Here is a 26062-nt window from a genome sequence, read left to right as displayed (position 1 = left end):
TAACCGACCGGCCCGGCCGGGGAGTAGGGTGTCTGGCCGGTCCGGTTAGCTGCTCTGGCCGGTTAGCTGCTCTGGGACGTGAATTGAAGCTCGTAGAGCCGGCGGTAGGTTCCTTGGGCGGCCGTCAGGGTGGCGTGGTCGCCAGCTTCGACGATGCGCCCGCGCTCAAAGACCAGAATCCGGTCGGCGCGCTGAACCGTCGCCAGCCGATGGGCGATGACCAGTGTGGTGCGTCCCTGCATCAGGGTCGTCAGCGCCGCCTGGACGAGGTGTTCGGATTCCGCATCCAGCGCCGAGGTCGCCTCATCGAGCAGCAGAATGGGGGCGTTGCGCAGCAGGGCGCGGGCAATGGCAATCCGCTGGCGCTGTCCGCCGGAAAGTGCCCGTCCGGCTTCGCCAATCCGCGCGTCATAGCCGCCCCGTTCGAGAATGAACTCGTGGGCGTAGGCTGCGCGTGCGGCCTGCTCGATTTCGGCGCGGGTGGTGCCGGGCCGTCCATAGGCGATGTTTTCGGCAAAAGTGCCATCGAAAAGCACCGTTTCCTGGGGAACATAGGCCACAAGCTGCCGCAGGGCCGCACGGGTGACGTGGCGGATGTCCACACCGTCCAGGGTGATGTGTCCACGGGTGGGGTCATAGAAGCGCAGGAGCAGGGCAAAGACCGTGCTTTTCCCGCCGCCGCTCGGCCCGACCAGCGCGACGGTTTCCCCCCGGCGGATGGTGAAGGTGACGCCGTCAAGTGCCGGCCGCGCCGTTCCGGGATACGTGAACGCCACGTCGGTCAGCGCCAAAGTCTGCTGGAAGGTGGCCGTCGTCAGCGCCGTTGGAGCCTCCGTAACCGGCGAAGACTCATCGAGCAGGGCAAACAGCCGACCGGCAGATACAATCACCTGCTGGTAGGCCTGGTAGGTCTGGGTCAGCTTGCGCAGCGGGTCATACAGGCGCACGAGCGCCAGCAGTGTGGCAGTAAAAGCGCCGGGCGTCAGTTCGCCGCTGGCAATGAGGTGGTGGGTGTAGAAGATGACGCCCGCACCTACTACGACGCCCAGCACATCCAGCAGCGGGGAGGGCAGAAACAGGGCGCGGGCCGTACGGAGGTTGAAGCGCCGCAGACGCTGAACGGCTGCCTGAAAACGCACCTGCTCTGCCGTCTGTGCGCTGTACGCCTGGACGATGCGGTAGCCGGACAGCACTTCCGTCGCCAGCGCCAGCACGTCTTCAATCGCCTGCTGGGTGGCGCGGCTGGACTGCCGGAGGCGGCGTCCGAATGTTGCTGTCAGCAGCGCCAGCAGCGGCACGACGGACAGGGTGAGCAGCGTCAGCTTCCACGACAGCATCAGCGCCAACGCCAGCAGGCAGACCAGCGTGAAGCCTTCCCGCAGGGCATCCGCCAGGTATTGCGCCACCCCAGACTGCACCTTTTCCACATCGGTGATGAGCGCATTGGTCAGTTCGGCCGTGCGGTGGCGGTCGAAAAAGGCGGCTGATTGGTCGAGTGCATGGGTAAAGAGCGCCATGCGCAGGGTGACGATGACCGACTGCCCCACGGAGGTCAGCAGGAAGTTGGCGGTAAATTCTGCCAGTCCGCGCAGGAGACTGAAGCCGATGAGCAGCCCCAGGACGACCATCCAGTAGGCGCTGCCGGCCGGGAGCCAGGTCTGCAACCGGGGCACGGTGATATTCCCGATGGTGGTCGGGAGGGTATCGCTGCCAAGACCCAGACCGTCGAAAATGGGCTGGATGAGCGCCGTGCGGCCAGCCTCGAAGAGACCAACACCGGCAGCGGCCAGGACGGCAATGACAATCCGTCCGGCATGGGGGCGTGCGTAGCCCAGCAGGCGCAGCAGGTCTTTCATGGCGGACAACTTTAGAGCAAATTGCCGCCCTGTCCACTGCCTGTGCAAGCCGGAAGCGGTACCTGCCAGGCAACCCGAAGCGTGGTGAGTCACCTCCGGGTCACACCGGCGTTTCAACCTGGCAAGGTGGGGCCAACGAATCGGTTGCCGCTGTTCTGGCGTGGGTGATAGAGTCGCGCCCCATGGCGAGCGTAGTCAGCGGTAGCCAGCCGCAGCGCACGATTGGGTCCTGGCTGAAGCGCCTTTTGTGGCGGGTGACGTTTGTGTCTCTGCTCGTCCTGGCTTTCATTGCCGGCAGCATGGCCACGTGCTACCTGACACGGGGGGAGCGGGTAACAGTTCCGAACGTGGTCGGGAAAACCGAACCTGAAGCCCGTGACCTACTGGAAAAGCAGGGGTTGCGCGTTGTGGTTATCGAAGTGCCGAACGCGCCGGAGCCGGTGGGCACGGTCGTGCGCCAAAACCCGAAGGCGGGCAGTGTCGTCCGCCGTCCCTTTCCGGTGAAGATCAATGTCAGTCGCCCCCAGTGAGTGACCTCGGCGCGTTTTTCGCCCGTGCGGCCATAAGATGAACGGTTTGGTGGGAAATGACAGGTCAGACTGAAGTCAAAATAGCGCCTTCGATTCTATCGGCCGACTTTGCGCGCCTTGCGGAAGAAATCCAGCGGGTGGAAGCGGCCGGCGCGGACCTGCTGCACGTGGATGTCATGGATGGGCACTATGTCCCCAACCTGACGATTGGCCCGCCGGTAGTGGCGGCGCTGCGCCGGGTGACGCGCCTGCCGCTCGACGTGCACCTGATGATGACCAACCCGGATGCCTTTCTGAAGGACTTTCGGGATGCTGGCGCCGACAGCATTTCCGTCCATGTGGAAGTCGTTCACCATCTCCATCGCACGCTCGAAGCCATCCGGTCACTGGGGGCGCGGCCCGGAGTGGTGCTCAATCCCGGAACGTCGCTGGTTCTGCTGGAAGAGGTGCTGCCCTTTGTGGATTTCGTACTGGTCATGACGGTCAATCCGGGCTTTGGCGGGCAACGTTTCATCGAAGCCTGCCTGCCCAAGGTGGCCCGCCTGCGGCGGATGATTGACGAACGTGGTCTGGACGTAGCTATTGAAGTGGATGGCGGCATCGGTCGGCACAACGTACGCGCACTTGTGGAGCGCGGTGCCCAGTGGATCGTTGCCGGCTCGGCCGTGTTCGGGACGCCTGATCCGGGGCTGGCCGTCAGGCAGCTCCGGGCGGCGGCCCTGGGTGTTGCGCTGCCTGATGGTGAGTCCGGCGAGGCCGTGTCTGCTGCGGTGTGAAGTCATCAAAGCCGGGGGCTGTCTCCCGTGCTTTTCTGGTGGAGGGCTTGGAAATTTGCTGATGTCAAAAAGGTTTGAGCCGATGCTGAAGCGGAGTTGGGCGTTGTTGGCCCTGGCGGCCTGTCTGGCGGCTTCCCTGGCCTGTGGAAGCCCCAAGAAAAAAGTCACGACTGAGGAAATCCGTGAGGGGCGCGACCGGGAGCTGTATGCCGAAGGGTTGCGCGCCATGCGCAAGCGGCGCTACGAAGAAGGGCGTTTGCTGCTGAGCACCCTGATTGGAAGCTACGACAGCAGCCCGCTGCTTCCGCTCGCCAAGCTTCTGATTGCCGACTCGTTTTACCGCGAGGGCAGCGCTTCCAGCCTGGCGCAGGCCGATGTGGAATACCGCGAGTGGTTGCAGTTTTTCCCGCAGCATCCGCTGGCGGATGATGTCCTGCTCAAGATTGCCCAGATTCACGTCCGCCAGATTGGCCCGGCCAATCTCGACAACACGGAAGCGCGACGCGCGGAGCGGGAGTTGCTGCGGCTGGTCCGGGAGTATCCGCAGTCAAAGCTCCAGCCCCAAGTGCAGGAATACCTGAAGTTCACCCGTGAGCAGCTTGGCATGCACAGTCTGGGCGTGGCGCGCCTGTACTTCAAGCAACAGAAGTACGTTGCCGTCAAAGGACGCTGCGAGAGCATCATTCGGAACTATCCTGACTTTACCTACATGGACGAGACGCTGTTCCTGCACGGCGTGGCGTTGACCCACCTGGAGGATACACCGGAAGCGGCCAAGTCCTTTGCCCGGATTGTGCGCGAGTATCCGAACAGTGAATGGCGCGACAAGGCGGCGGAGTACCTCGAACGTTTTGGCGTGGAAGTGCCAGCTCCCGCCGAGGGTGCCGAAGTCAAGCAGGTGGTGCGCAAAAGCTTCATCAAACGCAAGTTCGAGGAAATTTTCGGCCCTAGCGCCAGCGTGACAAAGGAAGGCATCATCCTCAAGAAAGACGACACCATTGATCCTGAAGTCGAGGAGTTGCTGGTGAGCCTGGGTGTGCGGACGGATGTCATCACCCCCGAATCCACCATCACCGGGCAGGGCAAGCAAATCCAGACCTACGGGCAGCGCGCCCTGAACGGGCAAACCGAGGCAGCACGCCCAACGGCTACCGAACCCGCTCCGACGTCCAGACGGGCAGATGAACCCACCCCCAAAGTCGTCGAGCCAAAGAAAAACAAGAAGTCAAAAGCCCAGCCACCCCGCTAGCTTTGCGCCTGTTGCATCTTCTCTCCCGGCATGTGTCATGGCCGGCGCTTCCCTCTGCGCCGCCGTGGCCCGTGCCCTGCCTGCGCCATGTCCATGAAACCTTTGAAAGCTTCCTTCACTGCGCTGCTTTGCCTGTTTCTGCTGATGCCGCTGCCTCCTTCTTTTGCCCAGTTCCCGCCGCCGCCCGCGACGGCCACTATCGCCTTTGATTTTCGGCAGTTTGCGCCTTACGCCCCGGACTTTGTTTCTCCCTGGACGACGCTGGGTTACGAAATTGGCAGCTTTCACACCAACTATGCCGGCTTTGAGCGTGTTCTGCGTGACTATGCAGCCAGGTCCGAGCGCCTGCGCGTCTTTGAGCGCGGCCGGACCGAAGAGCACCGGACGCTCTACACGCTGGTCATCAGCGCCCCGAAAAATCTGGCCCGGCTGGAAGCCATCAAGGCCGATGCGGCCCGGTTGGCCGACCCCCGTCAGCTTTCAGACGAGGCGGCCGAGCCGCTCATCCAAAACCTGCCGATCATCGTCTGGCTGGCCTACAGCATTCACGGCAACGAGTCGGCGGCTTTCGAGGCTATGCTCGAAGTGCTCTACACGCTCGTGGCCAGCCAGCATCCGACGATTACCGAACTGCTCGACCAGACCGTGGTGGTCATCAATCCGTGTCAAAATCCTGACGGCCACGAGCGGTTTGTCACCTGGTACAACGCCGTCGGCATGGGGCGTCCCGAACCCTTTGCCATCGAGCACCGTGAGCCATGGAGCATCTACGGGCGGCTGAACCACTACCTGTTTGACCTCAACCGGGACCTGGTCATTGCCTCGCAGATCGAATCCCAGTCCGCCATGCAGGCCTTTCTGGAGTGGCATCCACAGGTCTGCGCCGACCACCACGGGCAGACGGTCAACTATTTCTTTCCGCCAGCAGCCTTGCCCATCAATCCGAATCTTGACCGTGGGCAGTCGGACAAGTGGCTGGAGATTTTCGGGCGCGGCAATGCCGCCGCCTTTGATCGTCACGGGTGGCAGTATTACGTCCGGGATGTGTTCGATCTGTTTTATCCGGGCTACTGGGATAGCTGGTCGTCACTCAACGGCGCGACCGGCATGACGTATGAGACCGACGGCGGTGGTTGGAAAGGACTCAACTGGCGGCGGGACGATGAAAGCATCCTGACCCTGCGGGACGGCATTGCCCGGCACTTCACGGCCTCGCTGGCGACGTTGCAAACAGCCGCGACGCACCGCGTGGAACGGCTGCGGGATTACCGGGCGTTTTTCGTCCGCTCCATTGCCGAAGGGCGGCAGGGCCCCCTGCAGTGTGTGGTGTTCCCACCGGAAGGGGACGCGGGGCGTCGCCAGCGGCTCGTGGAGGCCCTGCTCCACCAGGGCGTGGAGATTCAGATGGCCAAAGCTCCCTTCACCCTCAAAGCCGTCCACGACTACTTCGGCGGCGTCCAGCCGACGCGGGAGTTTCCGGCCGGCACACTGATGGTCACGTTCGATCAGCCACGGGGACGCATGGCCCGGGCGCTGCTGGAACCGGACACCCGGCAGGACCAGGCCTTCATCGAGCGGCAGCTTGAAAAGGCGCGGCGCAATACCAAACGCGGACCCAACGCCCCCAAGGAAGAAACCGAGTTTTACGACATCACGGCCTGGTCACTGCCGCTGGCGCTGGACGTGCCGGCATACTGGGCGGGAAGCCGGCCGACGGTTCAGACCACGCCGGTCACCTCGGTCGTGCCACCGATGCCACAGCCGCCGCCCCCGGCCAAAACAGCGTATGTCTTTGGCTACACGTCGGACGCCGAGGCCAAACTGGCGCTACGTCTGCTTCAGGAGGGCTACCGGCTGGCGACGGCGGTTCGCCCCCTGCGGGCCGGAGAGCGCACCTATCCGCGTGGGAGCTTCATTCTGCGCACCGAGCGCAACCCTGAAACCCTCCACACGCGCCTGCCCCTGCTGGCCAGCGAATGTGGGGTTGAAGTGCAGTCCATCAATTCGGCCTACACGGACACCGGTATCACGGGTGTTGGATCGGAAGGTGTTTACACGCTGCGCCCACCGCGCATTGCCGTCATTGCCCAGGAAGGCGTCAGCCAGACTTCATACGGAGCGCTGTGGTTTATGTTGTCCAGAGACATCGGGCTGGAGTTTACGCCCATCACGGTCGAGACCTTCTTGGATTTGCGCCTCAGTGAGTTCAATGTACTCATTCTGCCGGATGGCTCACCGGGAGCGTACCGGCGGGCTTTTGGCAAGGAAGGCATCGAGCGGCTCAAGCTCTGGTGCCGCGAAGGCGGGACACTGATTTGCTTTGGAGGGGCGGCCGCCTTTGCTGCCCATAAAGACGTTGATCTGACAAGCGCGCGGCTCGTTGGAGAAGAAGGCGAAAAAGACGAAAAGGACAGTCAATCACCGATGCCTTCTGACAAGCCCGGCGCGGCGTCGGATGAAGCTGCCGGAGCACCGGAAACCGGCAGCACACCAGCACGCTATCGGGAGCCGGGGCGCAAAAAAACAACCGCCAGGGAGAGCCAGAAAACCGTTGAGCCAACGGCTGATGCGGCGACCTCCCCCGATGCCGGATTGGGCAAGGAACCGTTGCCGCTGCCGGGAGCCATTTTTCGGGCGGTGGTCAATCGGGAGCATTTTCTGACCTTCAGCCACGAGCAGGCGGAGCTGCCGGTGTTGCTGACCCAACGTTTCTTTCGTCCTTCAAAAACCGGCACCAATGTGCTCACCATCGAAAATCCCAAGCCGCTGTCCGGCTTTGTCTGGGAGGGAAACACAGAGCGGTTTGTCCGCCAGACGGCGCCCGTCATTGAAGAGCAGATTGGTTCCGGGCACGTCGTCCTGTTTGCCGACGACCCACACTACCGGGGCATCTGGCACGCCCAACGCCGCCTGTTTCTCAACGGGCTGATCTTCGGCCCGACGATTACGTTCAGCACCGGGTTGCGTTAGGGGCCGCCGCTGCACCAAATCGTGCACCTGGAGAAGCCGGCCGGCTGTGGTTGTTTCCGACCACGCCCGGCCGGCTGTGCTTTTTGTTCACCAAATAGTGGAAAACAACCAGGTTGTCCTTTCCCAGCCGGTCTTCCGGGGGCTTTGGCACGCCCTTTGCCTACGCATAAAGCCAGTGATTGCCAGTTCACGATTAGGAGGCTTTTCCATCATGTGCCGTTTGACAACTGAAGACAGCTTATTTTCAGTCGCCTTTACCCCCTCGCCTGCCACGTTTCCTCCCTCATCTGACTTTGCCGACAGTTCACTTGGCGATATATCTGAAAACCATCTGCTGGGACGCGAATTTGGTCTCGAACCGGGCGTTCCCGGTTTGGATGAAGTTGCAGAACTGGAAGAAGATGTCACCCCGGAGTCCACGACGGAACCGGAGCCGCCTTCGCCGGCGGCAGCCGAAACTTTTGAAACCCTTTACCGCCAGCATTACCGGCGGGTCTATGCCATCTGCCTGCGCATGACTGGCAACCCGGATGATGCGGAAGACCTGACCCAGGAGGTGTTTGTACAGGTGCTCCGCAAGCTGGACAGCTTCCGTGGCGAAGCGGCGTTCACCACCTGGCTGCACCGGATTGCCGTCAATCAGGTGCTGATGCACTTCCGCAAAAAGTCCAACCGGATGGAGAGCGTGACTGAAGAAGGCGATATGCCGGAAGAAGTCACGCCGGTCATGATCCGGCAATCGCAGACGCCACTTGTGGACAAGCTGGCGCTGCTGTCCGCCGTCAAAAAGCTGCCCCGTGGGTATCGTACCGTGCTCATCCTGCACGACCTGAACGGTTATGAGCACGAGGAAATCGGCGGTCTGCTCGGCATCAGCGCCGGCACATCGAAGTCGCAACTGCACAAGGCCCGCGCCCGGATGCAGGAAATCCTCACGGGGGCCAGAGCCGCCTGAAGGTCACGGCCACCCAACCGCTAACGGGCAGGTTCGGCGCCTACCCCTTCCAACCGAAACAGGGCCAGTTGCCCATCCTGCCGGACGAGCGTGGCGTACCTCCGCAGGTACGCCACAAATCGTGCCCGTTCAGCTTCGTTTTCAAACGGCGTGGTCTGTGGACCCAGTACGATGCCGGGCGCGATGAGCAGCCAGTCCACATCGAGCCGGGCCACGGCTGTGGCCAGCTCATCTGCCGTGCGGGTGCCCCGGACAAGACGCGCCAGAGTGTAGCCCTCAAAAGCGTAATCGGTCAGAAACGGGCGTTCGAGGTAGTACGTCCGCGCCCCGGTCGTGACCAGCCAGATGTGCGCCTGTGGTTCGGTGTTCTCGGCAAGAAAGCGGAAAAGTTCGTATTCGGGCAGCTTCGACCGAAGGTAGTCCTGGGACGGAACAAGACCCAGCCCGGCTGCAACAGCCTGTCCTTCGACGGCCAGATCAGCCGTGCGCAGAGCATTGGCCGTGATGAACAGTCCCAGGCAGATGAGACCAATCCGGCGCAAACCCCGGTTGACGCCAAGCCAGTCGGCGGCAAACCAGACGTTCACCACTGCTGCCGCTGGCAGGACGGGAAGCAGAAAACGTACCTGCTGCGACGACAGCGCCCACAGCCCGAAGAACAGGCCGGCAAAGGCGGTCAGTCCCCGCAGGCGGCTGTCCATCCACCGCCACAGCGCCAGCGCCGGAACGAACAGGAAATAAACCGCACCAACTTCGCCGTCGTAGTGCCGGATGTCGTCAGTGCGGGCCAGCCAGCACACCCGCCAGGGGAGGGCAAGATAGTCGAGCCAGTCTTTCGTGGCGCTGCCGTAGCCCTGCAGAAACAGCAGATGCAGGCGGGCGCGGTCAGCATCCCAACCGGCGCTCTGCGTCGGAAACAGGGTGTAGAGCAGCGGGAAGACCGGGTTGTGAACCAGCCACAGATTGCGCCCGTACCATGGCGCGGCGACGACCAGCAGCGGCCCGAAAAACAGCGCCAGGGTCTGAATGACACGCCCGATGGACGGCTCCGGGGAAGATTTCCGGGATGTTGCCGCCAGCCATCCCAGCAGTACCGGTGTCAGCGCCAGCGCCAGCGGCAGTGCCAGGTATTTGATGCTGGCCGCGCCGCCAAAAAACACGCCGGCCAGCACCAGCGCCGAAGTGCGGCCTGTGGCGTGCCAGTCCAGAAGGCGGTGCAGCGCCTGTACGACGTAGAACGCCAGCGCCAAATCCACATAGGGCCAGCCGGCTTCGAGCCAGACCATGGGGGTGCTGGCGAGAACGGCGGCCGCCAGCCATCCGCCGGTGGACGACAGCCCCGTGGCGCGGGCCAGCCGGTACGTACCAAGGCACAGCAGCAGTCCGAAGCCAGTGTGGATGAGCGCGGCCGTCCGGTCACTCCCGACGCTCATGCCGCAGGCGTACAGCCCTTCGACCAACTGTGGGAAGTAGGCAAAGATGTTGTTGGGAAGTTCGACGAAGCGCCCGGCCGCCAGATAGGTCTTCTGGACGGCGAGGTGATACACGAGCGCGTCCTTGGCCGTAGGCGGAGCCAGAGCGGCAAGGCCGGCGCTGCCGAAGCTGATGAGAAGGACACCCAGTGCGGCGCGTTCCACCCATACCATCCGTCGCCAGTGCGTCCAGCCCCCGGCAAGGGCTGTCCACCACGCGCGGTCAAGCAGCCCCAGCACGCCAAGGCCAAGGAGCAGCAGCGCCAGCGGCCGCCCGTAACTGCCGAACGTCTGGGCTGCAAAGATCAGCCAGGCTGCACCAATGCCCCCCAGGGCGAGGTCGTCAAGGGTGCTATGACCAGCGCCGGGCAGGAGCAGACGCCGGCACACCCGGCCGCCAAAGCGAAGGCCGGAAAACAGCAGCCCGACAATGACGAGATCAAGGGCGGCTTGACGCAGCAGGGTCATTCATGCCTTGGCAGTGGTTACCGCCGAGGGCGCGGCGGCTTCAAGCCGGAAAAGGCGGCAGAAGTTCATGGTCGTCAGCCGGCCGAGGTCGGCGACATCCATTTCGTGAAGCTGTGCCAACTGGCGGGCGACTTCAATGACGCGCACCGGCTCATTGCGTTTGCCACGGTAGGGTTCCGGCGACAGGAAGGGGCAGTCGGTTTCAATCAGCAGACGTTCACGCGGCACGGCACGGGCGATCTCGCGCAACTCGTGGTTTTTCCTGAAGGTGACGTTGCCGGAAAAGGAAATGTGGAAGCCCAGCTCGACGCCAGCTTCCATGAGCTTCCACGAGCCGCTGAAGCAGTGGAAGATGCCGGGCCGTTCGACGCCTGTCCAGTAGTCGCGCAGCATGGCGATCATGTCTTCGTCAGCGTCCCGGATGTGCAGGATGATGGGAAGCTGGCGTTCGCGGGCAAGGGTCATCTGGCGGGCAAAGACGCGCCGCTGTACGTCACGTGGTGAGCGGTCATAGTAGTAATCCAGCCCGATTTCGCCCCAGGCAATGACTTTCGGATGCGTCATCAGATCGAGCAGTTTGGCTTCGAGCGAGGGGTCATAAGCGGCGGCATCGTGGGGGTGTACCCCGACCGCGCCGTAGATGTCGGGTTCACGGTCAACGATGCGCATACCGATGTCAAGCGAGCCACGGGCAATGTCGCCGCCGCAGATTTCAAGCATCATCCCGACGCCGGCAGCGCGTGCCCGGTTGAGGACTTCCTCCCGGTCTTCGTCGTAGCTGTGAAAGTCCACGTGACAGTGTGAATCCACGAACATCGTTTATCTACTCCTGCGCAATCGTAAGTCGTCCCGGAAAGCACATAAAATCATTGCCACGCAAACTTTGGGAAATTCGGTGAGCCGCCGTGATGCCTTGTGCGCTCAGACATGGATTGCCTCACGTTCGATAAAGGGTTTGAGTTCTGCGCGCAGCGCCTTTTCCGTTACCAGATCGACGGGGCAAGCCCAGTAGGTCTTCCAGATAGAACTGCACACCAAAATAACGCCCGGCGCTGGCTGGACCGTCGAAGGCAACCAGCACATCCACATCGCTGTCGCTGTGTGCCTCGTTGCGCGCCGTGGAGCCAAACAGGGCCAGCCGCGTCACGCCAAAACGCCGCTGTAACTCGGGCTTGGCCCCGGCCAGGATTTGGGTTGCCGTGTCACGGTTCACGCCTTGCTCCTTTCGGGTGTGTCTGCCTCGACAGCACCCAGCTCGGTTTCCAGTTCCTCGACCGTGGGCAGATTGGTCAGCAACGGCTCAGGCAGAGCGCGCACAAGCTGGTATTCCGCCACGCCCATCGGCTTGTCAATGCCTGACAGGGCATATTCCGCCACCAGCCGGTTCTTTGTTTTGCACAGCAGCAGACCGATGGTGGGCTTGTCATCCGGCGCTTTGATCTGCCGATCCACAGCGGTGAGGTAGAAGTTCAACTGCCCGGCATGCTCAGGCTTGAACGCGCCCGCCTTGAGTTCAACCACCACGTAGCACTTGAGCCGCGTGTGATAGAACAAAAGATCGATGAAAAACTCCTGGTCGCCGACCTCCAGCCGGTACTGCTGCCCGACAAAGGCAAAACCATGGCCCAATTCGAGTAGAAAGCGGGTGATGTGCCGCATCAGGGCATTTTCGATGTCGCGCTCATGGGCGTCATCGCCCAGACCCAGAAAATCGAAAAGATACGGGTCTTTCAGCGTTTCGTGCGCCAGTTGTGACTGCGGCGCCGGCAGGTGGGCGTCAAAGTTGGTGACGGCCCGGCCCTGCCGTTCGTGCAGGCGATTGCGGATACTGACTTCCAGCGTGGCACGGGACCAACCCTCAGCAATGGCGCGACGGGCATACCATTCGCGTGTTTCTGGCGCAGCCAGCTTGGTCAGCAGGGTGACGATGTGAAACCACGGTAATTGGGCAGCAGACTGCTGCCCAAATGCCTGCTGGGGGCAGTGCTCGGCAAAATACCGCATGTATTTCAGGTTTCTGGACGAAAAACCTTTTATTTCCGGGAAAGCTTCGCGCAAATCGCGCGCCAGCCGGTCAAGCACCTTGTCGCCCCACTGAGCGGAGCGCTGCCGATCCAGAATCTCGTGGCCGATCTGCCAGTACAGCCCGATCAATTCGGCATTGGCCGCCAGGGCTGCGCGCTGGCGGGCGGCGACGATGCGCTGCCTGATACCAGCCAACCAGTTGGCATAGTCATCGGGAAAACGGTCTGGCTTTGTGCTCATACGCCCTTCTCCACCATATCGCCCGACAGACTGGGTGTTACGGTAGCCTGACCGGGTTTTCCAGGCGTGGACAGGTTCCAACCGGCCCCGCGCCGGCTCATTCCCACTCGATGGTGGCCGGCGGCTTCGAGGAAATATCGTACGTCACGCGGTTGATGCCCCGCACTTCGGCAATGATGCGGCGGCTGATCCGATGCAGTACGTCGTAGGGTAGGCGGACCCAGTCGGCGGTCATCCCGTCCTGGCTGGTGACGGCGCGGATGGCGCAGACGTGCTCATACGTCCGCTCATCACCCATCACACCCACACTGCGTACCGGCAGCAGCACGGCGAAAGCCTGCCAGATGTCGTCATACAGCCCGGCCGCGCGGATTTCTTCCGTGACAATGGCATCGGCGCGTTGCAGCAGGGCCACCCGCGCCGGGGTGACTTCTCCGACGATGCGTACGGCCAGCCCCGGGCCGGGAAAAGGATGCCGCCGCAGCAGGGCTTCCGGCAGGCCAAGCTGCCGGCCGACAGCGCGCACTTCGTCCTTGAACAGCTCGCGGAGCGGCTCGACCAGTTTCAGGTGGAGCGTTTCGGGCAGACCACCGACGTTGTGGTGGCTCTTGATGACCGCCGACGGCCCCTTGACCGACACAGATTCAATGACATCCGGGTAGAGTGTGCCCTGGACGAGAAACTCTACCTGCCCAAGTCTGGCGGCCTCTTCCTGAAAGACCTCAACAAACACCCGTCCAATGGTTTTGCGCTTGGCTTCGGGATCATCCACGCCGGCCAGGGCCGTCAGGAAGCGTTCGCCGGCGGCGATGCCCCGGACGTTCAGGTGCATCGTATCCCGGAAGGTTGCCAGCACCTCGTCAAATTCGCCCAGCCGCAACAGGCCGTTATCCACGAACAGGCAGGTCAGGCGGTCGCCGATGGCTTCTGCCACAAGCGCCGCTGCAACCGCCGAGTCAACGCCGCCGGAAAGTCCGCAGATGGCGCGTCCAGTGGGTCCAATCCGGGCGCGGATGTCGGCGATGGCGGCCTCGACGAAACTCTGCATGTTCCAGTCGGCCCGCATGCCGGCAATGCCGATGAAAAAGTTGCGCAGGATGTCCCGCCCAAGCGGGGTGTGGACGACTTCCGGGTGAAACTGCAAGCCGTAAAGCTGCCGCGCCGGGTCTTCGAGCGCGCCGAGTGCGTCCTCCGTTTGCGCAGTGACGGTAAATCCCGGCGGTGGCTGCACCACGTGGTCGCCGTGGCTCATCCAGACATCAAATTCCTCCGGCAATCCTGCAAACAGGCGGCTGGTCTGGTACTGCCGCAGGCGTGCCGCGCCAAACTCGCGGCGGGTTGAAGGGGCCACCGTTCCGCCAAACCGGGCGGCGATGGTTTGCAGGCCGTAGCAGATGCCAAGGATGGGGACGCCCAGCGCAAACACACCGGGATCGCAGTGCGGGGCATCGGCGGCATAGACTGAAGCCGGCCCGCCAGAGAGCACCAGGGCGCGGGGCGCTTTGGCGCGAATTTCATCCACTGGCGTGTGACACGGAACAATCTCGCAGTAAATCCCCAGTTCACGGGTGCGGCGGGCGATGAGCTGGGTGTACTGCGAGCCAAAGTCAAGAATGAGGGCAATTTCCGAGTGAATCACGGGCGTGGCCGCCGTTGTTGGGGTGAAACCTGGCACTATCTAAGCACGTTATATCGCCGAATGGCAAAATGACGTGCTATCGTTTGTGTAACACGTCTCAGGGCCCATCCAGGGAAGCGTTTTCAGGAAAAAGCCGGCTTTCGATGAGGAGGAACGCGATGACACGCTGGGTAGCCGCAACGGTCGTCTGGCTGGGGATGGCACTGTGGTCAGGTGTGGCCTTGGCCGCTGATTACGTGCTGGTGCTCCGGGATGGGAAACGGCTGGAAGTGCGGGACGAGTACCGCATTGTCAACGAAGTGGCGATTTTTACGACCTCCGACGGGCGGCGGATTTCAATTGCGCTGGCCAACATTGACATTGCGGCGACTGAGCGGGTCAACGGGCAGAGGGATGGTGCTTTTCGGGCGCAGGCTCGCCCACCCCGCCCCATTGGTGCCAACGGGCACCCAATACCGCCAGTTGCGGCGACGCCACCATCTCCAACCACTTCCAAACCAGCTTCCACGACGGCGCAGAAGCCGGTGCGCACGCTGACCAATGCCGATTTTGGCGGCACGCTGCGCCATGCGGCGGCGCGTCCCCGGCAGAGTGCGCCGGTGCCAAATACGGCGGAACGGACGACCGGTTCGGTTTCGTCCAGCCCGGACCCGAACCTGGCGAGGGCGAATGACGAAGCCTACTGGCGTGGGCGGGCGCGGAGTCTTCTGATAGAAATCTACACCCAGCAGGAAATCATCCGTTCGCTGTCCAGCCAGGCTCAGGGGCTGCAACGCCGGATTGACCAACAAGGAACAACCTTTCTTTTGGGGCGGGATGCTTTCGGCAACCGGGTGCTGGTGCCACAGGAAGTCATGACGGCTGAAAAACGGGAACTGATCAACGTCAATGAGCGCATCCGGGATGCCCAGGCGCGGCTGACCGGGTTGTATGTGCAATACACGGTCTTGCAGGAAGAAGCCCGGCGTTTGGGGGTCCCCCCCGGTTGGTTGCGTTGAGAGAGTCCATCGTTTGGGCTTTGACGTCGTGGTTGGAGTTAGGGGAGACAGTCGCTATGGCAAGATGGACGTGGGGGCGGCAGGCAACGTGCATCCTGTTCTCCGTGATGCTTTGGATGGCGCTGATCGGTCTGCCAGTGGATGCCCAGCGCCAGACGCCGGGACAACTCAAAGTCTTTGAGCGCAGTTTCGAGTCCGGTCAGGGACGCACCATTCAGGTTGAAAATACTTCCGGGACGACCAAAGTCGAGGTCTGGGGCGAAGACCTCATCCACATCATGGCGGCCCGCCCGGATGGGCGCTGGGTGGACGAGCGGGACATCAGGATCGTCACGACCCCGTCACAGTTCACAGTGCGCTGCATCCCAAAGATGGGTGGGACCAATCTGAAGCTGTACATTCCGGCTGAGTCCCACGTCCGTCTCCTGTCCCATTCCGGGACAATCGAACTCATTGGTCCGGTGGCCAGCGCCACGGTGGAAACCGACAGCGGTGATGTTGCTGTTGAAGTCCCACGTTGGTTCGATGCCGATGTCGAACTTTCTTCGGTCAATGGGACGGCCACCAGCCACCTCAGTCTGGCAAGGTATGATGAGAAAAGCGGTCGGGCCATCAAGGGGCGGCTGGGACGTGGTGGGCGGGCAATCATCGTCCGGTCAGCCGGTGGGCACGTTGCGCTCAAGTCCCTGCGGTCGAGTGTTGCCATCGTTGAACCTGATCCAACGCCATCTGTGGCCATAGCGGATGACATCATCCCCTCGCAGCCGACCCGCTTCCCACCACCCGATGATCGTCCAGCCGACCGTCCGCTGACGCCCATTTTCGGCGGCGGCATGCAGTCGCAGGATGACTCCAGCGCCACTTATGGCGGGGTAGGTGGTATCGGACGGGCGCAGCGGCGCTTTGGGGACGACACCACCATGTCGGGCAGCATCGGCGTGCGGATCATCCCCCCACCAGGGAGCCACAGCACACCTTCCGGGACTGGCGGTCTGCCACGGGCCGGCGGCGACAACCGTGGAAGTGCCTGGGATAGGCCAAACCGTGACGCCGGACAGTTCGCGGCTGCTGATGAGGCACTGGCTAACCTGCCGCGCCGTGACCCTCTGCACACGACGCCGGACGGTCGCCCGACACTTCGCCGGCGCGCTCTGGATATTCCTGTGGATGAGACGGATGAGTCCGGCGTTGAGGCCGATACCATTCGCCTCAATGCCCGGCTGGTCAATCTCAATGTCATTGCCACCACCCAGGACGGGCGGGCCGTCACCAACCTGACCGCCGAGGATTTCACCATCTTCGACGAAGAAACCAGGCAGGAAATTGCCCACTTCAAGCCGACCAACACCCCCTTCAATCTGGTGCTGCTGCTGGATTTGAGCGGCAGCACCCGCGAAAAGATCGAAGCCATCCGCAAGAGCGCCTGGCGCTTCGTCGAGCTGGCCGGCCCGCAGGACCGAATTGCCATTGTGACCTTTACCCGGAGCGTTCACGTGCTCTGCCGTCCGACGAATGACCGCGCGCTGCTCAAGCAGCGGATTGCCGAAATGCGTGCCACCGACGGGGGAACGGCTTACTATGAAGCCATGTGGTTTACGCTCACCGAAGTGCTGGCTCCATTTCAGGACGAACGCAATGCCGTCGTCGTCATGACCGATGGTGTGGACAACAGCATCAGCGCCGCCTACCCGGCACCGTCACGGGTTTCTTTTCGTCAGATGCTGGAGGCGATTCTGGAATCCGGCACGCTGGTTTATCCCATTTACCTGGACACCGAAGAGGAAAACTTTCGGAATCACTGGGGCGAGACGGCCGAGGTCTATGCGCTGGCACGGACGCAACTCCAACAGGTGGCGGATGCATCGGGTGCTATGCTCTACGTTGCCTCACGGGTCGAAGACCTTGCCGGTGTGTACCAGAAAATCATCGCCGAGTTGCGTACGGTGTACGGCTTGGCCTATTACCCAACTCAAGTCGAACACAGCAACCAGTGGCGGCGGGTCAAGGTAACGTCCCGGCGTCCCGGCGTCATCATCCGTACGCGCCGTGGCTACTATGACCGCTGAACCGTGCGCCCTACGCTTGGCTGCCGTGCGCCTCCGGTGGCTAAAGTGTCAGCCAGCCACTTAGCTGAACCGCAGGGAGACCAGCTTCCAGTCCTTTCCAAAGCCAAATGAAGGGCAAGCTCAAAACGGTCACAATCTGGCTCGGTATCCTGCTCAGCATCGTGTTTGCCGGACTTGCGTTTTACGGCATTGACTGGCGAAAAACGGGCCTGGCACTGCGCGCGGTTCAGTGGCCCTACCTGGCCGTGGCCTTTGCTCTGATGTGGGTCGGTTTTGTCTGGCGTACCGTGCGCTGGAAACGGCTGCTCGATGTCGGACGCCCGGCGGATGACGCCATTCATTTTGGCGACTGCTTTTCGGTGATGACCGTTGGTTATATGGCCAACAACATCCTGCCGGCACGCATCGGGGAAGTGGCGCGTGCCTACCTGGTCGGGCGCAAAACCCGGACGACCAAAAGCTTTGCCTTTGGCACCATCGTGACCGAGCGGCTGGCTGACGTGCTCATGCTGCTGTTGCTCATTTCCTTCACACTGCTGACCCTGAAGCTTCCGCCGGAAAGCAAGGTCATTGCGACCGGTGTGGCCTGGCTGGGCTTTGGGTGTGCGGCCGGGCTTGTGTCGGCCATTGTCCTGCGCCCGACCGTCGTGCGCCTGGTCGAGCGCGGTCTGACGGCTGTCCGCCTGGGACGCTATGCCGCGCGCCTTGCGGATATGACTGACCGTTTTCTGCGCGGGGTCAGTTGCGGCGGCTCCCTGCGTACGCTGGCCTGGGTCTGGGTGGATTCGTTCGGTATCTGGATCGCCAGTCTCTACATGACATGGTTCGTGGCGCTGGCCTGCAATCTGGACGTAGGGGTGACGCAAATCCTCTACGTCATGTGCTATGTCAACCTGGGGGCGATGTTGCCTTCCGCGCCGGGTTACGTGGGGACGTACCAGTGGTTTTGTACGCACAGCCTCAGCGCCTTTGGTGTTGAGAAGGAAGCCGCCCTCGCATTTTCGTTTGTTTCCCATATTGTGTGGTATGTCCCTTTGACCCTGCTGGGGCTGGTGCTCTTTCTGCGCGAACGCCTAAGCTGGGGGCAATTGACGGAAGAAACGGGAGTTGGCGGAGGGGAAACACTGGATGAGTCACTTCCGGCTTGACAGCATTTCAAATGACCCTTTACGTTGCCTTCACACGCCGTACACAGGGCTGTCCACGCAGTGGACTGACCTGCCTTGCGCCAAGCCGGGGACAGGTCATCATCATGACGTTTTGGGTGTGAGTGAACCGTGATCAAGCTTGACATCGTCAATCGCGTTGCCAGTGTCACCGGGATTGCCAAGTCCAAGGCAGAGGTCGCTGTGGATGCCCTGTTTGAGGGACTCAAACAGGCACTTGAACGTGGCGAACGGATTGAGTTGCGCGGGTTTGGGGTGTTTGTGGTCAAACCCCGCAAACGTGGCGTTGGGCGAAACCCGCGCACCGGTGAAATTGCCGACATCCCACCTGGCAAGACCATCCGTTTCAAGCCGGGGAAAGAACTGGCGCACTAGGTTGACTGGGTTGGTGCGCTGTCGCGCATGTGCAACAGGCAGGTAGGAAACACCTCTTATGGCTTGAGCAAGGTTCAGGGTATGGGCAACACGTACGTTTTTGGAGACATTCACGGGCGCGCCCGGCAACTGCGGGAAATCCTCGAAGCTGTGGACTATGATGAGCGTCACGACCGGGTAATCTTTGTGGGAGACCTTATTGATCGGGGAGAGGAGTCACCGGAAGTCGTTGAGTACGTCCTGCAACTGCGCCGCCGCAATCCCAACGTGGTGTGTCTGCGCGGCAATCACGAGCAGATGTTGCTGGACCTGCTCGATTACGGCGATCCGCTGTGGCTGATTCCCGAAAACGGCGGTATTCAGACCCTTCAGCAGTATGGCTTCGACATAGACGAGAATACGGCTTCACTGGCCATTGGCATTCCCGAATCACACATTGAATTTTTGCGGAGTCTGCCGTTTTTTTACGAAGATGAAAGGGCTCTGTACGTCCACGCCGGTATTGCCGCCGGCAAGCACCCGGCGGAATGTGAACCGGAAGTGCTGATGTGGACCCGTGATTTGAATTTTTTCACGCTCTATGATGGCAAGCCCTGCTTTTTTGGACACACTCCGGCGCGTCTGCTGCCGGCGGAGGGCGTACGGAATCCGGGTGAAATCTATGTCTTCGGCAGCGCCATCGGGCTGGATACCGGCTGCACGGAGGAAGACTGTTTGAGCTGTCTCCATGTCGAAGCCCAGGTGGTCTATCAGAAGTATCCCACGCTGCCGGTTTCAGCCTACGAAATCGAGATTCCGTGTCTTGCGGCCTTTTCGGCTTAGGGCTTTTCGGCTTGGGGATGGTGCAAGGAGCGTGGCTGCCTGTCTGACTGGTGGTTATGTTCCGGTTGGCTTGCGTAATGTTTTTGTGATGTGGGTGACTTCCGATGAACAGTGACACTCGCCGGAGTTTGCTTGAACTCGAACGCTTCCTGACCGAAGCCATCCGTGTCAACCCGGTGCTGACGCCGGACGATGTCAAGCCCCATCTTCTGGTGCGGCAGATTCTGGACGAGCTTTCGCTCAAACGTTTCATCTGGGTTGGAAACCAGACCTTTGTGCCCAATCGCATGGTCTTTACGGTGCCCAACCTGCGCCCGGCCAAGCTCGAAGAACTCGAAGTGCTGTTCAACTCCATCGTGTTTACGAAGATGGTCTATGACTACATTGCGGGTTCCGGTTTCCGGCTGCTTGAACCGTTGGTTGTGGAGATTCGTCCCACGGTGGCCGCGGCAGGTGCGCCGACCCATTGTTCGGTGAGTTTTGAGTGGGCTTCGCCGGCTGAGCCAGCCGAGGGCTTGGCCGTTACCGTGGATGAGCAGGCAGGACGCATTCTTGAGGTCAAGGGCGTCAAGCCACAGATTCCACGGCTGGCCCGTCTGACGGCGCTCAACGGTGAGGTCTATCGCTCACCGTTCATTATCACCAAGCGCACGACGTTTCTGGGCCGCCTGCGGACGGTACTCGATCTGAAATCCGGCGAAGTGTTGCGGCGGAATGATTTTGTCTATGCACGCCACGATCAGAGTGGTTCTCCCAACAAAAGCGTTTCCCGGCAACATGCCTCAATTGTTTTTGACAGTGGGGACTTCTACCTGTTTGACACTGGAAGCGCCAATGGGACGGCCGTTGAGCGGGCCGGGCAATCCATCGAGACGCCACCTGGGGATGCGACCGGCATCCGGCTGGAGGATGGAGACATCCTGCGTCTGGGCACCGCCCTGATCCGCTTTGAGCTTGACCCTCCTGTGACTGAGCTGCCCGATGTGGCAACTGAAGGAGAGACGGTTCCCGAGGAAGCCAACCTGACAGCCGGCAATCTGACCGTGCGGGTGATGCGCAGCGAAATTCTCTTTGAAACGAGCAAAGTCCTCGACTCCGAATGACACGCCGTAACTGAATCTCCAGGAGGCTTATATGATTCGTCCAGGTGCTTGTGTGGTTCTTGGGCTGCATAGCCCGCGCGAAAAACTCTGGGGAATTCTGACCAGCCTGGAACCGTCCGGGGTCCATCTGCGAGGGCTTGACATCAACGCTTTCGATGACTGGCTCAGCGCCATTGCCAATGGGGAAAGCAACATCGGACTGACCCACAGCTTTTTCCCCATGTGGCGCGTCGAGCGGATACTGCTCGATGAGTCTTTGGGCGAAATTCACTCCATGGGACAACTCTTCGCCAAACGCATCGGCATGAGCGTGACCGACTACCTGGGCTTTGGGTCAGAAGAATCCATCAGCTAGGCGGGAGTTGCCTCAAACCTGACTGTTCTCAAGCTTCCCCGTCCAGTGCGACGCACTGTGGGCAGACAAGCCCGGCACCAGTGGTGCGCTTGGCAGGCACGCGGTTAGCCCTGCTGTTGCTTCGGGCCGTTACCGAAAAAACGCCGTAAAGCCCTGCACTTTAGGGCAGGGATATAAGGCGCACGCTGTTTTATCAAGCCAAACCTGTGATAAAATAGCAGTATGAGAGTAATGGAAGCCAAGCTACTCAACGGGACAGCAGAGCAGTATCAGGCTCTGGATGAAGCCATCCGTACCGCACAGTTTGTCAGAAACAAATGTGTGCGGTACTGGATGGACAACAAGAGCGTCAACAAAGCTGTTCTCTATGCCCACTGCAAAGACCTGGCCAAAGAGTTTGACTTTGCCAGGAAGTTAAACTCAGCGGCAAGGCAGGCAAGTGCAGAGCGAGCTTGGGCTTCCATTTCCCGGTTCTATACCAACTGCAGAAACAAGGCGGTCAGGAAAGGGTATCCCAAGTTCAAGAAGCATTGCCGTTCTGTGGAATACAAGGTATCTGGCTGGAAGCTGTCAGGGGATGGGATGACTATCTCGTTCACCGATGGCTTCAATGCTGGCTCGTTTGCTCTGTACTGCAATGGTGAGGCAAGACACCATATCCTAAACTCCAAAATCAATCGGGTGCGGGTGATACGCAGGGCAGATGGGTACTATGCCCAGTTCTGCTTGGATGTGGAGCGCAAAGAGCAGGGAGCATACACAGGCAATGTGATTGGCATTGACTTGGGCTTGAAGGCTTTCTACACCGACCAGAACGGCAACCCTGTAGAGTGTCCTAAGTTTTTGCGGAAAGCAGAGAAGAGGTTAAAGCACCACCAGCGCAGGTTGAGTATGAAGTTCAAGAAAGGGGCGAAACCTCAATCCAAGAACTACCACAAGCAAAAGAAAAGCGACTGGGCAAAGTACATCTGAAAGTCCAACGCCAGCGTAAAGACTGGGCGATTAAGCAGGCACGGTGCGTGGTGGCATCTCACGATGTCGTGGCGTATGAAGACTTGCAGGTGAAGAACCTGGTCAAAAATCATCATCTTGCCAAATCCATTCATGATGCTGGCTGGTCTCAATTCACTGCGTGGCTGGACTACTACGGCAAGGTGTGGGACAAGGCAGTCGTCAGCGTACCGCCGCAGTACACCACACAGGACTGTAGTAACTGTGGGCATTATGGTAGTAAAAACCCTATCCACCAGAACCCATAGTTGTCCTCAATAAGGAAGCAAGTGGCGAGTGGCGAGTGGTTCAGAGGCGAGTGGTGAGTGGCGAGTGGCGAGTGGTTCGGAAGGTAATTCGCTACTCGCTACTCGCTGCTCGCTACTCGCTCCCTGTTCGCTATTCGCTACTTGCCACTACAGTACCTTTGGGCAAAAGGGAACTGCCTCGAAAGAGGGAACGCTTGGGGAGAGATGCACCGCTGCTTTAGAGGGGCAACCTGATGAAGTAAGTGCGCTCGCAGAACCAAGAACAAGAATCCCCTGCCTTTAGGCAGGGGAGTATGTCAAATCCCGCGAAGCGACAGGAGAGTGCCCCGTATTGTGACCTGCTTACGTTTCGACCCGGTGGGCGCGAAACAGGAGGTTGGTGCCGAGTTGCTCCCGGGCCGCCCAAAAGGCGCAGACCCACCAGGACACTTCATCCTGCCGGTATAGCCCGTAGGTCAGAGGCGACGACGCCAGTACGCAGACCATTTCGGCCAGGGCGGGGGCATCGGCCAGGTGCTCCTGCCAGCGTTCGGCTTCAAGTGGCTCCAGGGTGTAGTCGGGCGGAAAGTACGCCTGACAACCCTCCAGGTCTGGCTGCGACGTAAGCAGCAGTTGGGCGGGGTCGCTTGACTCGCTGCCAAGCCGGTCTCCAACCTGGAACGTCAACTGAAACAGGCGGTTGATGGTGTCAAACTGTTCGGGTGTCATAGGCAGCCTCGTGTGTGAGTCGTCGCTGACCGGCCGGAAATGCATTGCAGTTACTGGGCCTTGGTTTCGGGCGTTGGGGACTTTTCCTTGCGGAGCACGGAGTCAATAAGGTTGGCGTAGTCATGGCTGCGTTCCCCAACCATGGCATCGAGTTGCTCGATGCGTCGGTTGGCCTGGAAAAGCTCATCGGCAATGTTGAGCGCCGACAGGATGGCCACCCGCAGGCTGTCCACCGTGTTGGTGCTGCTCATCACCTCCTGCATCTTGCGGTCAACGTAGGCTGCCAGCTCGGAAATGTAGGCGCTGTTGCCGTCACCGCGAATGTTATAGACCTGCCCGTAGATACGGACTTCAACCGGTTGTGTGCCAGCGTCGCGTGGATTTGCCATTGGACATAACCTCTACATTCGCACTGGATTACAAGGATAAACCCCCGCCGATTCAGCCCCAGAATACCGTGGTTGTTTGTGCTCCGGCTTGTTTCCCGGCTCCTCCATCCGAAGGTGTGGCCTGCTGTGGCTGACCTGTTCTATGTCCGTGCCTGGGTCACCCACAGGTCGGAAAGGATTGGTTCATCCACGTCGTGCGGCTTCCGTCAGCTCCGGTTCCACCAGGGCAATGGCATCCAGCATGGCCTCGACCTTGTTCTTGATGGCATCCCGTTCATTGAGCATCTGGTGCAGGCGCTGGTTGAGCCGTTCATTTTCTTCGGCGCGCGCCGCGGCCTCGCGTTTGAGTGCGGCGACTTCACGTTCCAGCGATTCTTTTTCCTGGCGCAGGTGCTTGGCGTATTCGACGATGCGGTACAGTTTGTCTTCCAGGTGATTGAATTTCTCCATTCCGTTGAGCGTCGTCACGGCTTTCCCTCTGGCTCGGTCGTCTTCTGGTTCTGGTTCGATGATTTCTTCTGTCCGGCTTGACCCAATGTGTCCCGGCCCGATGTGCCCGGTATGATCGTTGTCACACAGTCAGCGAATCGTCGCGCCGAAGTGCGTGCACAGCGCCTCCACCACCTGGCGATGACGCTCGGACACTTCTTCGTCTGTGAGCGTGCGATCGGCTGCACGATACCACAAATTGAGCGTTATAGCCCGCTGTCCGGCTGGAATCTGCGCGCCGGTGAAAATATCCCGCAGCCGGACCTGTTCCAGTTCTGGAATGGCCAGGCTGTGGATGAAGTCCTGAATACTGGCCCAGGGAAGGGCGGCGTCGAACAACGCCGAAATGTCGCGTTCGACCCGTGGGTAGCGGGGGAGTGGGCGGTAAGCGGTAAAGGTGGTCCTGCCGGCCAGCAGCGCTGCCAGTTCGAGTTCGGCCACATAGACCGGCAGCTTGAAGTCAAAGTGCGCAGCCAAGGCCGGGCTGATGCGCCCAAGCCGTCCCACGGGCTGATCGGCAATCTGGAGCAGGGCGACCTGTCCGGGCAGAAATCCCGTAACCGCACTGTCCGCTGCCGGGGCAGTGATGGTGACAGCAGGGCAGCGCACGGCATCGCACAGGAGTTCCAGCATGCCCTTCAGGCTGTGAAAACTCTCAGCCGCCGGTTGGCCGCGCCAGTCCTCCGGCAGGGCGCGGCCAGACAAAGCCAGTGCCAGATATTCCTTCTCGGTGAGTTGACCATCCACGGTATGGAACACTTTGCCCATCTCGAACAGCCGGACATCCTCGGTGCCGAAGCGGAAGTTGCGCGCCACGGCCGTCAGGAGCCCCGGAAGCAGGGAGGTGCGCAGTTCGTTTTCCTGCTGGTCGAGCGGATTGGCAATCCGCCGCCCGCCGGGCGCGCCGGTGGCGGCCAACATCTCGCCGGAGCACCAGCTAAACGAGATGGCTTCGTGGAAGCCGTGGGCCAGAAGCGTCTGGCGCAGTGTCCGTCGCCGCTCTTCGCCGGGCAGATACTCACCGGCGTCATTCCAGCCGGGGAGCGTTGCCGGAATGGCGTCATAGCCCACGTGCCGCACAACCTCTTCGATGAGGTCTTCCTCGATGCTCACATCCACCCGAAAGCTCGGCACAATCCACTCACTTTCGCCTTCATCTTCCGTCACCAGCTCGAAGCCCAGTCCCGTCAGGATGTCAGCGGCTCTGGAAGGTGCGACTTCAACGCCGGTCAGCGCCACAATGCGCGCATGGCGAAGGCGGACGGTGATGGGCGTCCGGGTTCTGGCGATGACGTCAACCGGCCCCCCAACCACGACCCCGCCGGCGACCTCGACAATAAGCTGAGCGCAGCGGTCAAGAGCGCGCCGGACGTTTTCAAAATCCGCGCCGCGTTCAAAGCGGCGTGATGCCTCAGTGTGCAGCCCGAGTCGGTGTGCCGTGCGGCGTACCGTGGCCGGCGCAAACCAGGCGCTTTCGAGCAGGACCTGCGTGGTTACGGCGGAAATCTCGCTCTCCGCACCCCCCATGATGCCGGCGACGGCCACCGGGCGTTCGGCATCGCAAATCATCAGCATGTCCGGCGTGAGCGCCCGTTGCACCCCGTCGAGCGTCACAAGTGTTTCGCCGGGTTGGGCCGTGCGAACCACAATGCGCCGTCCGGCCAGCCGCTCGAAGTCGAAGGCGTGCAGGGGGTGTCCCAGTTCGAGCAGCACGAAGTTGGTGACATCCACGATGTTGTTGATGCTGCGCTGCCCGACCGCGGCCAGACGGCGTACCAGCCAGTCCGGCGACGGGCCAACCCGTACGCCTTGGATAAGGCGCGCTGCATAGCGGTGGCACAGATCAGGCGCAGCTATCTGGACGTGCACTGCTGGTCCGCCGGACACGGCTTGCTCCGTCAGGTGGATGTCAGGAAAAGACAACCGGGTGCCCGTCAGCACGGCCGCCTCCCGCGCCAAACCGAAGTGGCACAGCGCGTCCGGGCGATTCGTGGTGAGGTCAAAATCAAAGATGAAGTCGCCGTCGGCAGGAGTGACGGCATCCACGGCCAGCCCGACAGCCGTGAACCGCTGGGCTAATTCCTGAGCCGGGAGATCGGGCTTGACGTAGGTTTCAAGCCAGTTGTAGCTCGCTTTCATACGGGTTGTGAGG

24 protein-coding genes are annotated in these 26062 nt (G+C 61.1%); 14 read left to right on the top strand and 10 right to left on the bottom strand.

Features of this window, described 5'->3' with window-relative positions:
• Positions 1-62: 62 nt before the first annotated feature.
• Positions 63-1856 (bottom strand): ABC transporter ATP-binding protein, encoded by a 1794-nt coding sequence (locus tag CABTHER_RS06990; RefSeq protein WP_014099909.1) that lies wholly within the window; start codon positions 1854-1856, stop codon positions 63-65.
• 182 nt (positions 1857-2038) lie between these two features.
• On the opposite strand from CABTHER_RS06990, the gene CABTHER_RS06985 reads away from it, so the two are divergent.
• The 5 genes from CABTHER_RS06985 to CABTHER_RS06965 all read left to right on the top strand — a co-directional run bounded on the left by CABTHER_RS06985 (position 2039) and on the right by CABTHER_RS06965 (position 8336).
• The gene (locus CABTHER_RS06985; RefSeq protein ID WP_014099908.1) at positions 2039-2386 is read left to right on the top strand and encodes a PASTA domain-containing protein; all 348 of its coding nucleotides are present in this window, start codon (positions 2039-2041) and stop codon (positions 2384-2386) included.
• Between the two features lie 56 nt (positions 2387-2442).
• Positions 2443-3162, top strand: a complete 720-nt coding sequence (gene rpe / locus CABTHER_RS06980) for a ribulose-phosphate 3-epimerase (protein ID WP_014099907.1) — start codon at positions 2443-2445, stop codon at positions 3160-3162.
• Positions 3163-3223: 61 nt separating this feature from the next.
• On the top strand, positions 3224-4411 hold the full coding sequence (locus CABTHER_RS06975; RefSeq protein WP_041569126.1) for an outer membrane protein assembly factor BamD: 1188 nt from the start codon (positions 3224-3226) through the stop codon (positions 4409-4411).
• Positions 4412-4504: 93 nt separating this feature from the next.
• Positions 4505-7381 (top strand): M14 family zinc carboxypeptidase, encoded by a 2877-nt coding sequence (locus CABTHER_RS06970; protein ID WP_014099905.1) that lies wholly within the window; start codon positions 4505-4507, stop codon positions 7379-7381.
• 211 nt (positions 7382-7592) lie between these two features.
• Complete coding sequence (locus CABTHER_RS06965; protein WP_014099904.1) at positions 7593-8336, top strand: RNA polymerase sigma factor; 744 nt, start codon at positions 7593-7595, stop codon at positions 8334-8336.
• Positions 8337-8356: 20 nt separating this feature from the next.
• On the opposite strand, the gene CABTHER_RS06960 is transcribed toward CABTHER_RS06965, so the two are convergent.
• From CABTHER_RS06960 to guaA, 5 genes are all read right to left on the bottom strand, one after another.
• Complete coding sequence (locus CABTHER_RS06960) at positions 8357-10276, bottom strand: hypothetical protein (protein ID WP_014099903.1); 1920 nt, start codon at positions 10274-10276, stop codon at positions 8357-8359.
• The gene (locus CABTHER_RS06955) at positions 10277-11092 is read right to left on the bottom strand and encodes a TatD family hydrolase (protein ID WP_014099902.1); all 816 of its coding nucleotides are present in this window, start codon (positions 11090-11092) and stop codon (positions 10277-10279) included.
• A gap of 121 nt (positions 11093-11213) precedes the next feature.
• Entirely contained in the window at positions 11214-11489 is a 276-nt protein-coding gene (locus CABTHER_RS06950) for a nucleotidyltransferase family protein (protein WP_014099901.1), read from the bottom strand.
• Positions 11486-12541 carry a PDDEXK nuclease domain-containing protein gene (locus CABTHER_RS06945; RefSeq protein ID WP_014099900.1) on the bottom strand — a complete coding sequence of 352 codons (1056 nt, stop codon included), beginning with the start codon at positions 12539-12541 and terminating at the stop codon, positions 11486-11488. The genes CABTHER_RS06950 and CABTHER_RS06945 overlap by 4 nt, the downstream gene beginning before the upstream one ends.
• Positions 12542-12638: 97 nt before the next feature.
• On the bottom strand, positions 12639-14177 hold the full coding sequence (guaA, locus tag CABTHER_RS06940) for a glutamine-hydrolyzing GMP synthase (RefSeq protein ID WP_049787517.1): 1539 nt from the start codon (positions 14175-14177) through the stop codon (positions 12639-12641).
• A 161-nt stretch (positions 14178-14338) separates the two neighbouring features.
• On the opposite strand from guaA, the gene CABTHER_RS06935 reads away from it, so the two are divergent.
• From CABTHER_RS06935 to CABTHER_RS17885, 9 genes are all read left to right on the top strand, one after another.
• On the top strand, positions 14339-15178 hold the full coding sequence (locus CABTHER_RS06935) for a hypothetical protein (protein WP_014099898.1): 840 nt from the start codon (positions 14339-14341) through the stop codon (positions 15176-15178).
• Between the two features lie 56 nt (positions 15179-15234).
• Positions 15235-17244: a VWA domain-containing protein gene (locus CABTHER_RS06925; RefSeq protein WP_081464757.1), complete on the top strand. Its 2010-nt coding sequence runs from the start codon at positions 15235-15237 to the stop codon at positions 17242-17244.
• 107 nt (positions 17245-17351) lie between these two features.
• Positions 17352-18392 (top strand): lysylphosphatidylglycerol synthase transmembrane domain-containing protein, encoded by a 1041-nt coding sequence (locus tag CABTHER_RS06920; protein ID WP_014099896.1) that lies wholly within the window; start codon positions 17352-17354, stop codon positions 18390-18392.
• 129 nt (positions 18393-18521) lie between these two features.
• Positions 18522-18785: an HU family DNA-binding protein gene (locus CABTHER_RS06915; protein ID WP_014099894.1), complete on the top strand. Its 264-nt coding sequence runs from the start codon at positions 18522-18524 to the stop codon at positions 18783-18785.
• Between the two features lie 81 nt (positions 18786-18866).
• On the top strand, positions 18867-19607 hold the full coding sequence (locus CABTHER_RS06910; protein WP_014099893.1) for a metallophosphoesterase family protein: 741 nt from the start codon (positions 18867-18869) through the stop codon (positions 19605-19607).
• A 104-nt stretch (positions 19608-19711) separates the two neighbouring features.
• Positions 19712-20710: an FHA domain-containing protein gene (locus tag CABTHER_RS06905; protein ID WP_014099892.1), complete on the top strand. Its 999-nt coding sequence runs from the start codon at positions 19712-19714 to the stop codon at positions 20708-20710.
• 31 nt (positions 20711-20741) lie between these two features.
• Entirely contained in the window at positions 20742-21065 is a 324-nt protein-coding gene (locus tag CABTHER_RS06900; protein WP_014099891.1) for a hypothetical protein, read from the top strand.
• Positions 21066-21287: 222 nt separating this feature from the next.
• Positions 21288-22037, top strand: a complete 750-nt coding sequence (locus tag CABTHER_RS17890; RefSeq protein WP_455423179.1) for an RNA-guided endonuclease InsQ/TnpB family protein — start codon at positions 21288-21290, stop codon at positions 22035-22037.
• Positions 22038-22087: 50 nt separating this feature from the next.
• The gene (locus CABTHER_RS17885; protein WP_455423178.1) at positions 22088-22324 is read left to right on the top strand and encodes a zinc ribbon domain-containing protein; all 237 of its coding nucleotides are present in this window, start codon (positions 22088-22090) and stop codon (positions 22322-22324) included.
• Positions 22325-22666: 342 nt separating this feature from the next.
• On the opposite strand, the gene CABTHER_RS06890 is transcribed toward CABTHER_RS17885, so the two are convergent.
• The 4 genes from CABTHER_RS06890 to pheT form a co-directional block, all read right to left on the bottom strand.
• Positions 22667-23032, bottom strand: coding sequence for a hypothetical protein (locus CABTHER_RS06890; protein ID WP_014099889.1), 366 nt, complete (start codon positions 23030-23032; stop codon positions 22667-22669).
• Positions 23033-23082: 50 nt separating this feature from the next.
• Complete coding sequence (locus tag CABTHER_RS06885) at positions 23083-23421, bottom strand: cell division protein ZapA (protein WP_014099888.1); 339 nt, start codon at positions 23419-23421, stop codon at positions 23083-23085.
• A 183-nt stretch (positions 23422-23604) separates the two neighbouring features.
• Positions 23605-23889, bottom strand: a complete 285-nt coding sequence (locus tag CABTHER_RS06880; RefSeq protein ID WP_148263974.1) for a hypothetical protein — start codon at positions 23887-23889, stop codon at positions 23605-23607.
• 111 nt (positions 23890-24000) lie between these two features.
• Positions 24001-26049, bottom strand: coding sequence for a phenylalanine--tRNA ligase subunit beta (gene pheT / locus CABTHER_RS06875; protein ID WP_014099886.1), 2049 nt, complete (start codon positions 26047-26049; stop codon positions 24001-24003).
• Between the last annotated feature and the right edge of the window lie 13 nt (positions 26050-26062).

Source organism: Chloracidobacterium thermophilum B, assembly GCF_000226295.1.
GTDB classification, from domain to species: Bacteria; Acidobacteriota; Blastocatellia; order Chloracidobacteriales; family Chloracidobacteriaceae; genus Chloracidobacterium; species Chloracidobacterium thermophilum.
The sequence above is the reverse complement of the archived record's forward strand: the minus strand, read 5'-3'. Positions and strand labels throughout refer to the sequence as shown.

Excerpts from the sequence above, each read along its gene's own strand:
- CABTHER_RS06910 (WP_014099893.1), top strand. The coding sequence starts at position 18,867 with ATGGGCAACACGTACGTTTTTGGAGACATTCACGGGCGCGCCCGGCAA.
- CABTHER_RS06945 (WP_014099900.1), bottom strand. The coding sequence starts at position 12,541 with ATGAGCACAAAGCCAGACCGTTTTCCCGATGACTATGCCAACTGGTTG.
- CABTHER_RS06990 (WP_014099909.1), bottom strand. The coding sequence starts at position 1,856 with ATGAAAGACCTGCTGCGCCTGCTGGGCTACGCACGCCCCCATGCCGGA.
- CABTHER_RS06905 (WP_014099892.1), top strand. The coding sequence starts at position 19,712 with ATGAACAGTGACACTCGCCGGAGTTTGCTTGAACTCGAACGCTTCCTG.
- CABTHER_RS06900 (WP_014099891.1), top strand. The coding sequence starts at position 20,742 with ATGATTCGTCCAGGTGCTTGTGTGGTTCTTGGGCTGCATAGCCCGCGC.
- CABTHER_RS06935 (WP_014099898.1), top strand. The coding sequence starts at position 14,339 with ATGACACGCTGGGTAGCCGCAACGGTCGTCTGGCTGGGGATGGCACTG.
- CABTHER_RS06970 (WP_014099905.1), top strand. The coding sequence starts at position 4,505 with ATGAAACCTTTGAAAGCTTCCTTCACTGCGCTGCTTTGCCTGTTTCTG.
- CABTHER_RS06985 (WP_014099908.1), top strand. The coding sequence starts at position 2,039 with ATGGCGAGCGTAGTCAGCGGTAGCCAGCCGCAGCGCACGATTGGGTCC.
- CABTHER_RS06965 (WP_014099904.1), top strand. The coding sequence starts at position 7,593 with ATGTGCCGTTTGACAACTGAAGACAGCTTATTTTCAGTCGCCTTTACC.
- CABTHER_RS06890 (WP_014099889.1), bottom strand. The coding sequence starts at position 23,032 with ATGACACCCGAACAGTTTGACACCATCAACCGCCTGTTTCAGTTGACG.
- CABTHER_RS06885 (WP_014099888.1), bottom strand. The coding sequence starts at position 23,421 with ATGGCAAATCCACGCGACGCTGGCACACAACCGGTTGAAGTCCGTATC.
- pheT (WP_014099886.1), bottom strand. The coding sequence starts at position 26,049 with ATGAAAGCGAGCTACAACTGGCTTGAAACCTACGTCAAGCCCGATCTC.
- CABTHER_RS06960 (WP_014099903.1), bottom strand. The coding sequence starts at position 10,276 with ATGACCCTGCTGCGTCAAGCCGCCCTTGATCTCGTCATTGTCGGGCTG.
- CABTHER_RS06955 (WP_014099902.1), bottom strand. The coding sequence starts at position 11,092 with ATGTTCGTGGATTCACACTGTCACGTGGACTTTCACAGCTACGACGAA.
- CABTHER_RS17890 (WP_455423179.1), top strand. The coding sequence starts at position 21,288 with ATGAGAGTAATGGAAGCCAAGCTACTCAACGGGACAGCAGAGCAGTAT.
- CABTHER_RS06920 (WP_014099896.1), top strand. The coding sequence starts at position 17,352 with ATGAAGGGCAAGCTCAAAACGGTCACAATCTGGCTCGGTATCCTGCTC.
- CABTHER_RS06975 (WP_041569126.1), top strand. The coding sequence starts at position 3,224 with ATGTCAAAAAGGTTTGAGCCGATGCTGAAGCGGAGTTGGGCGTTGTTG.
- CABTHER_RS06925 (WP_081464757.1), top strand. The coding sequence starts at position 15,235 with ATGGCAAGATGGACGTGGGGGCGGCAGGCAACGTGCATCCTGTTCTCC.
- rpe (WP_014099907.1), top strand. The coding sequence starts at position 2,443 with ATGACAGGTCAGACTGAAGTCAAAATAGCGCCTTCGATTCTATCGGCC.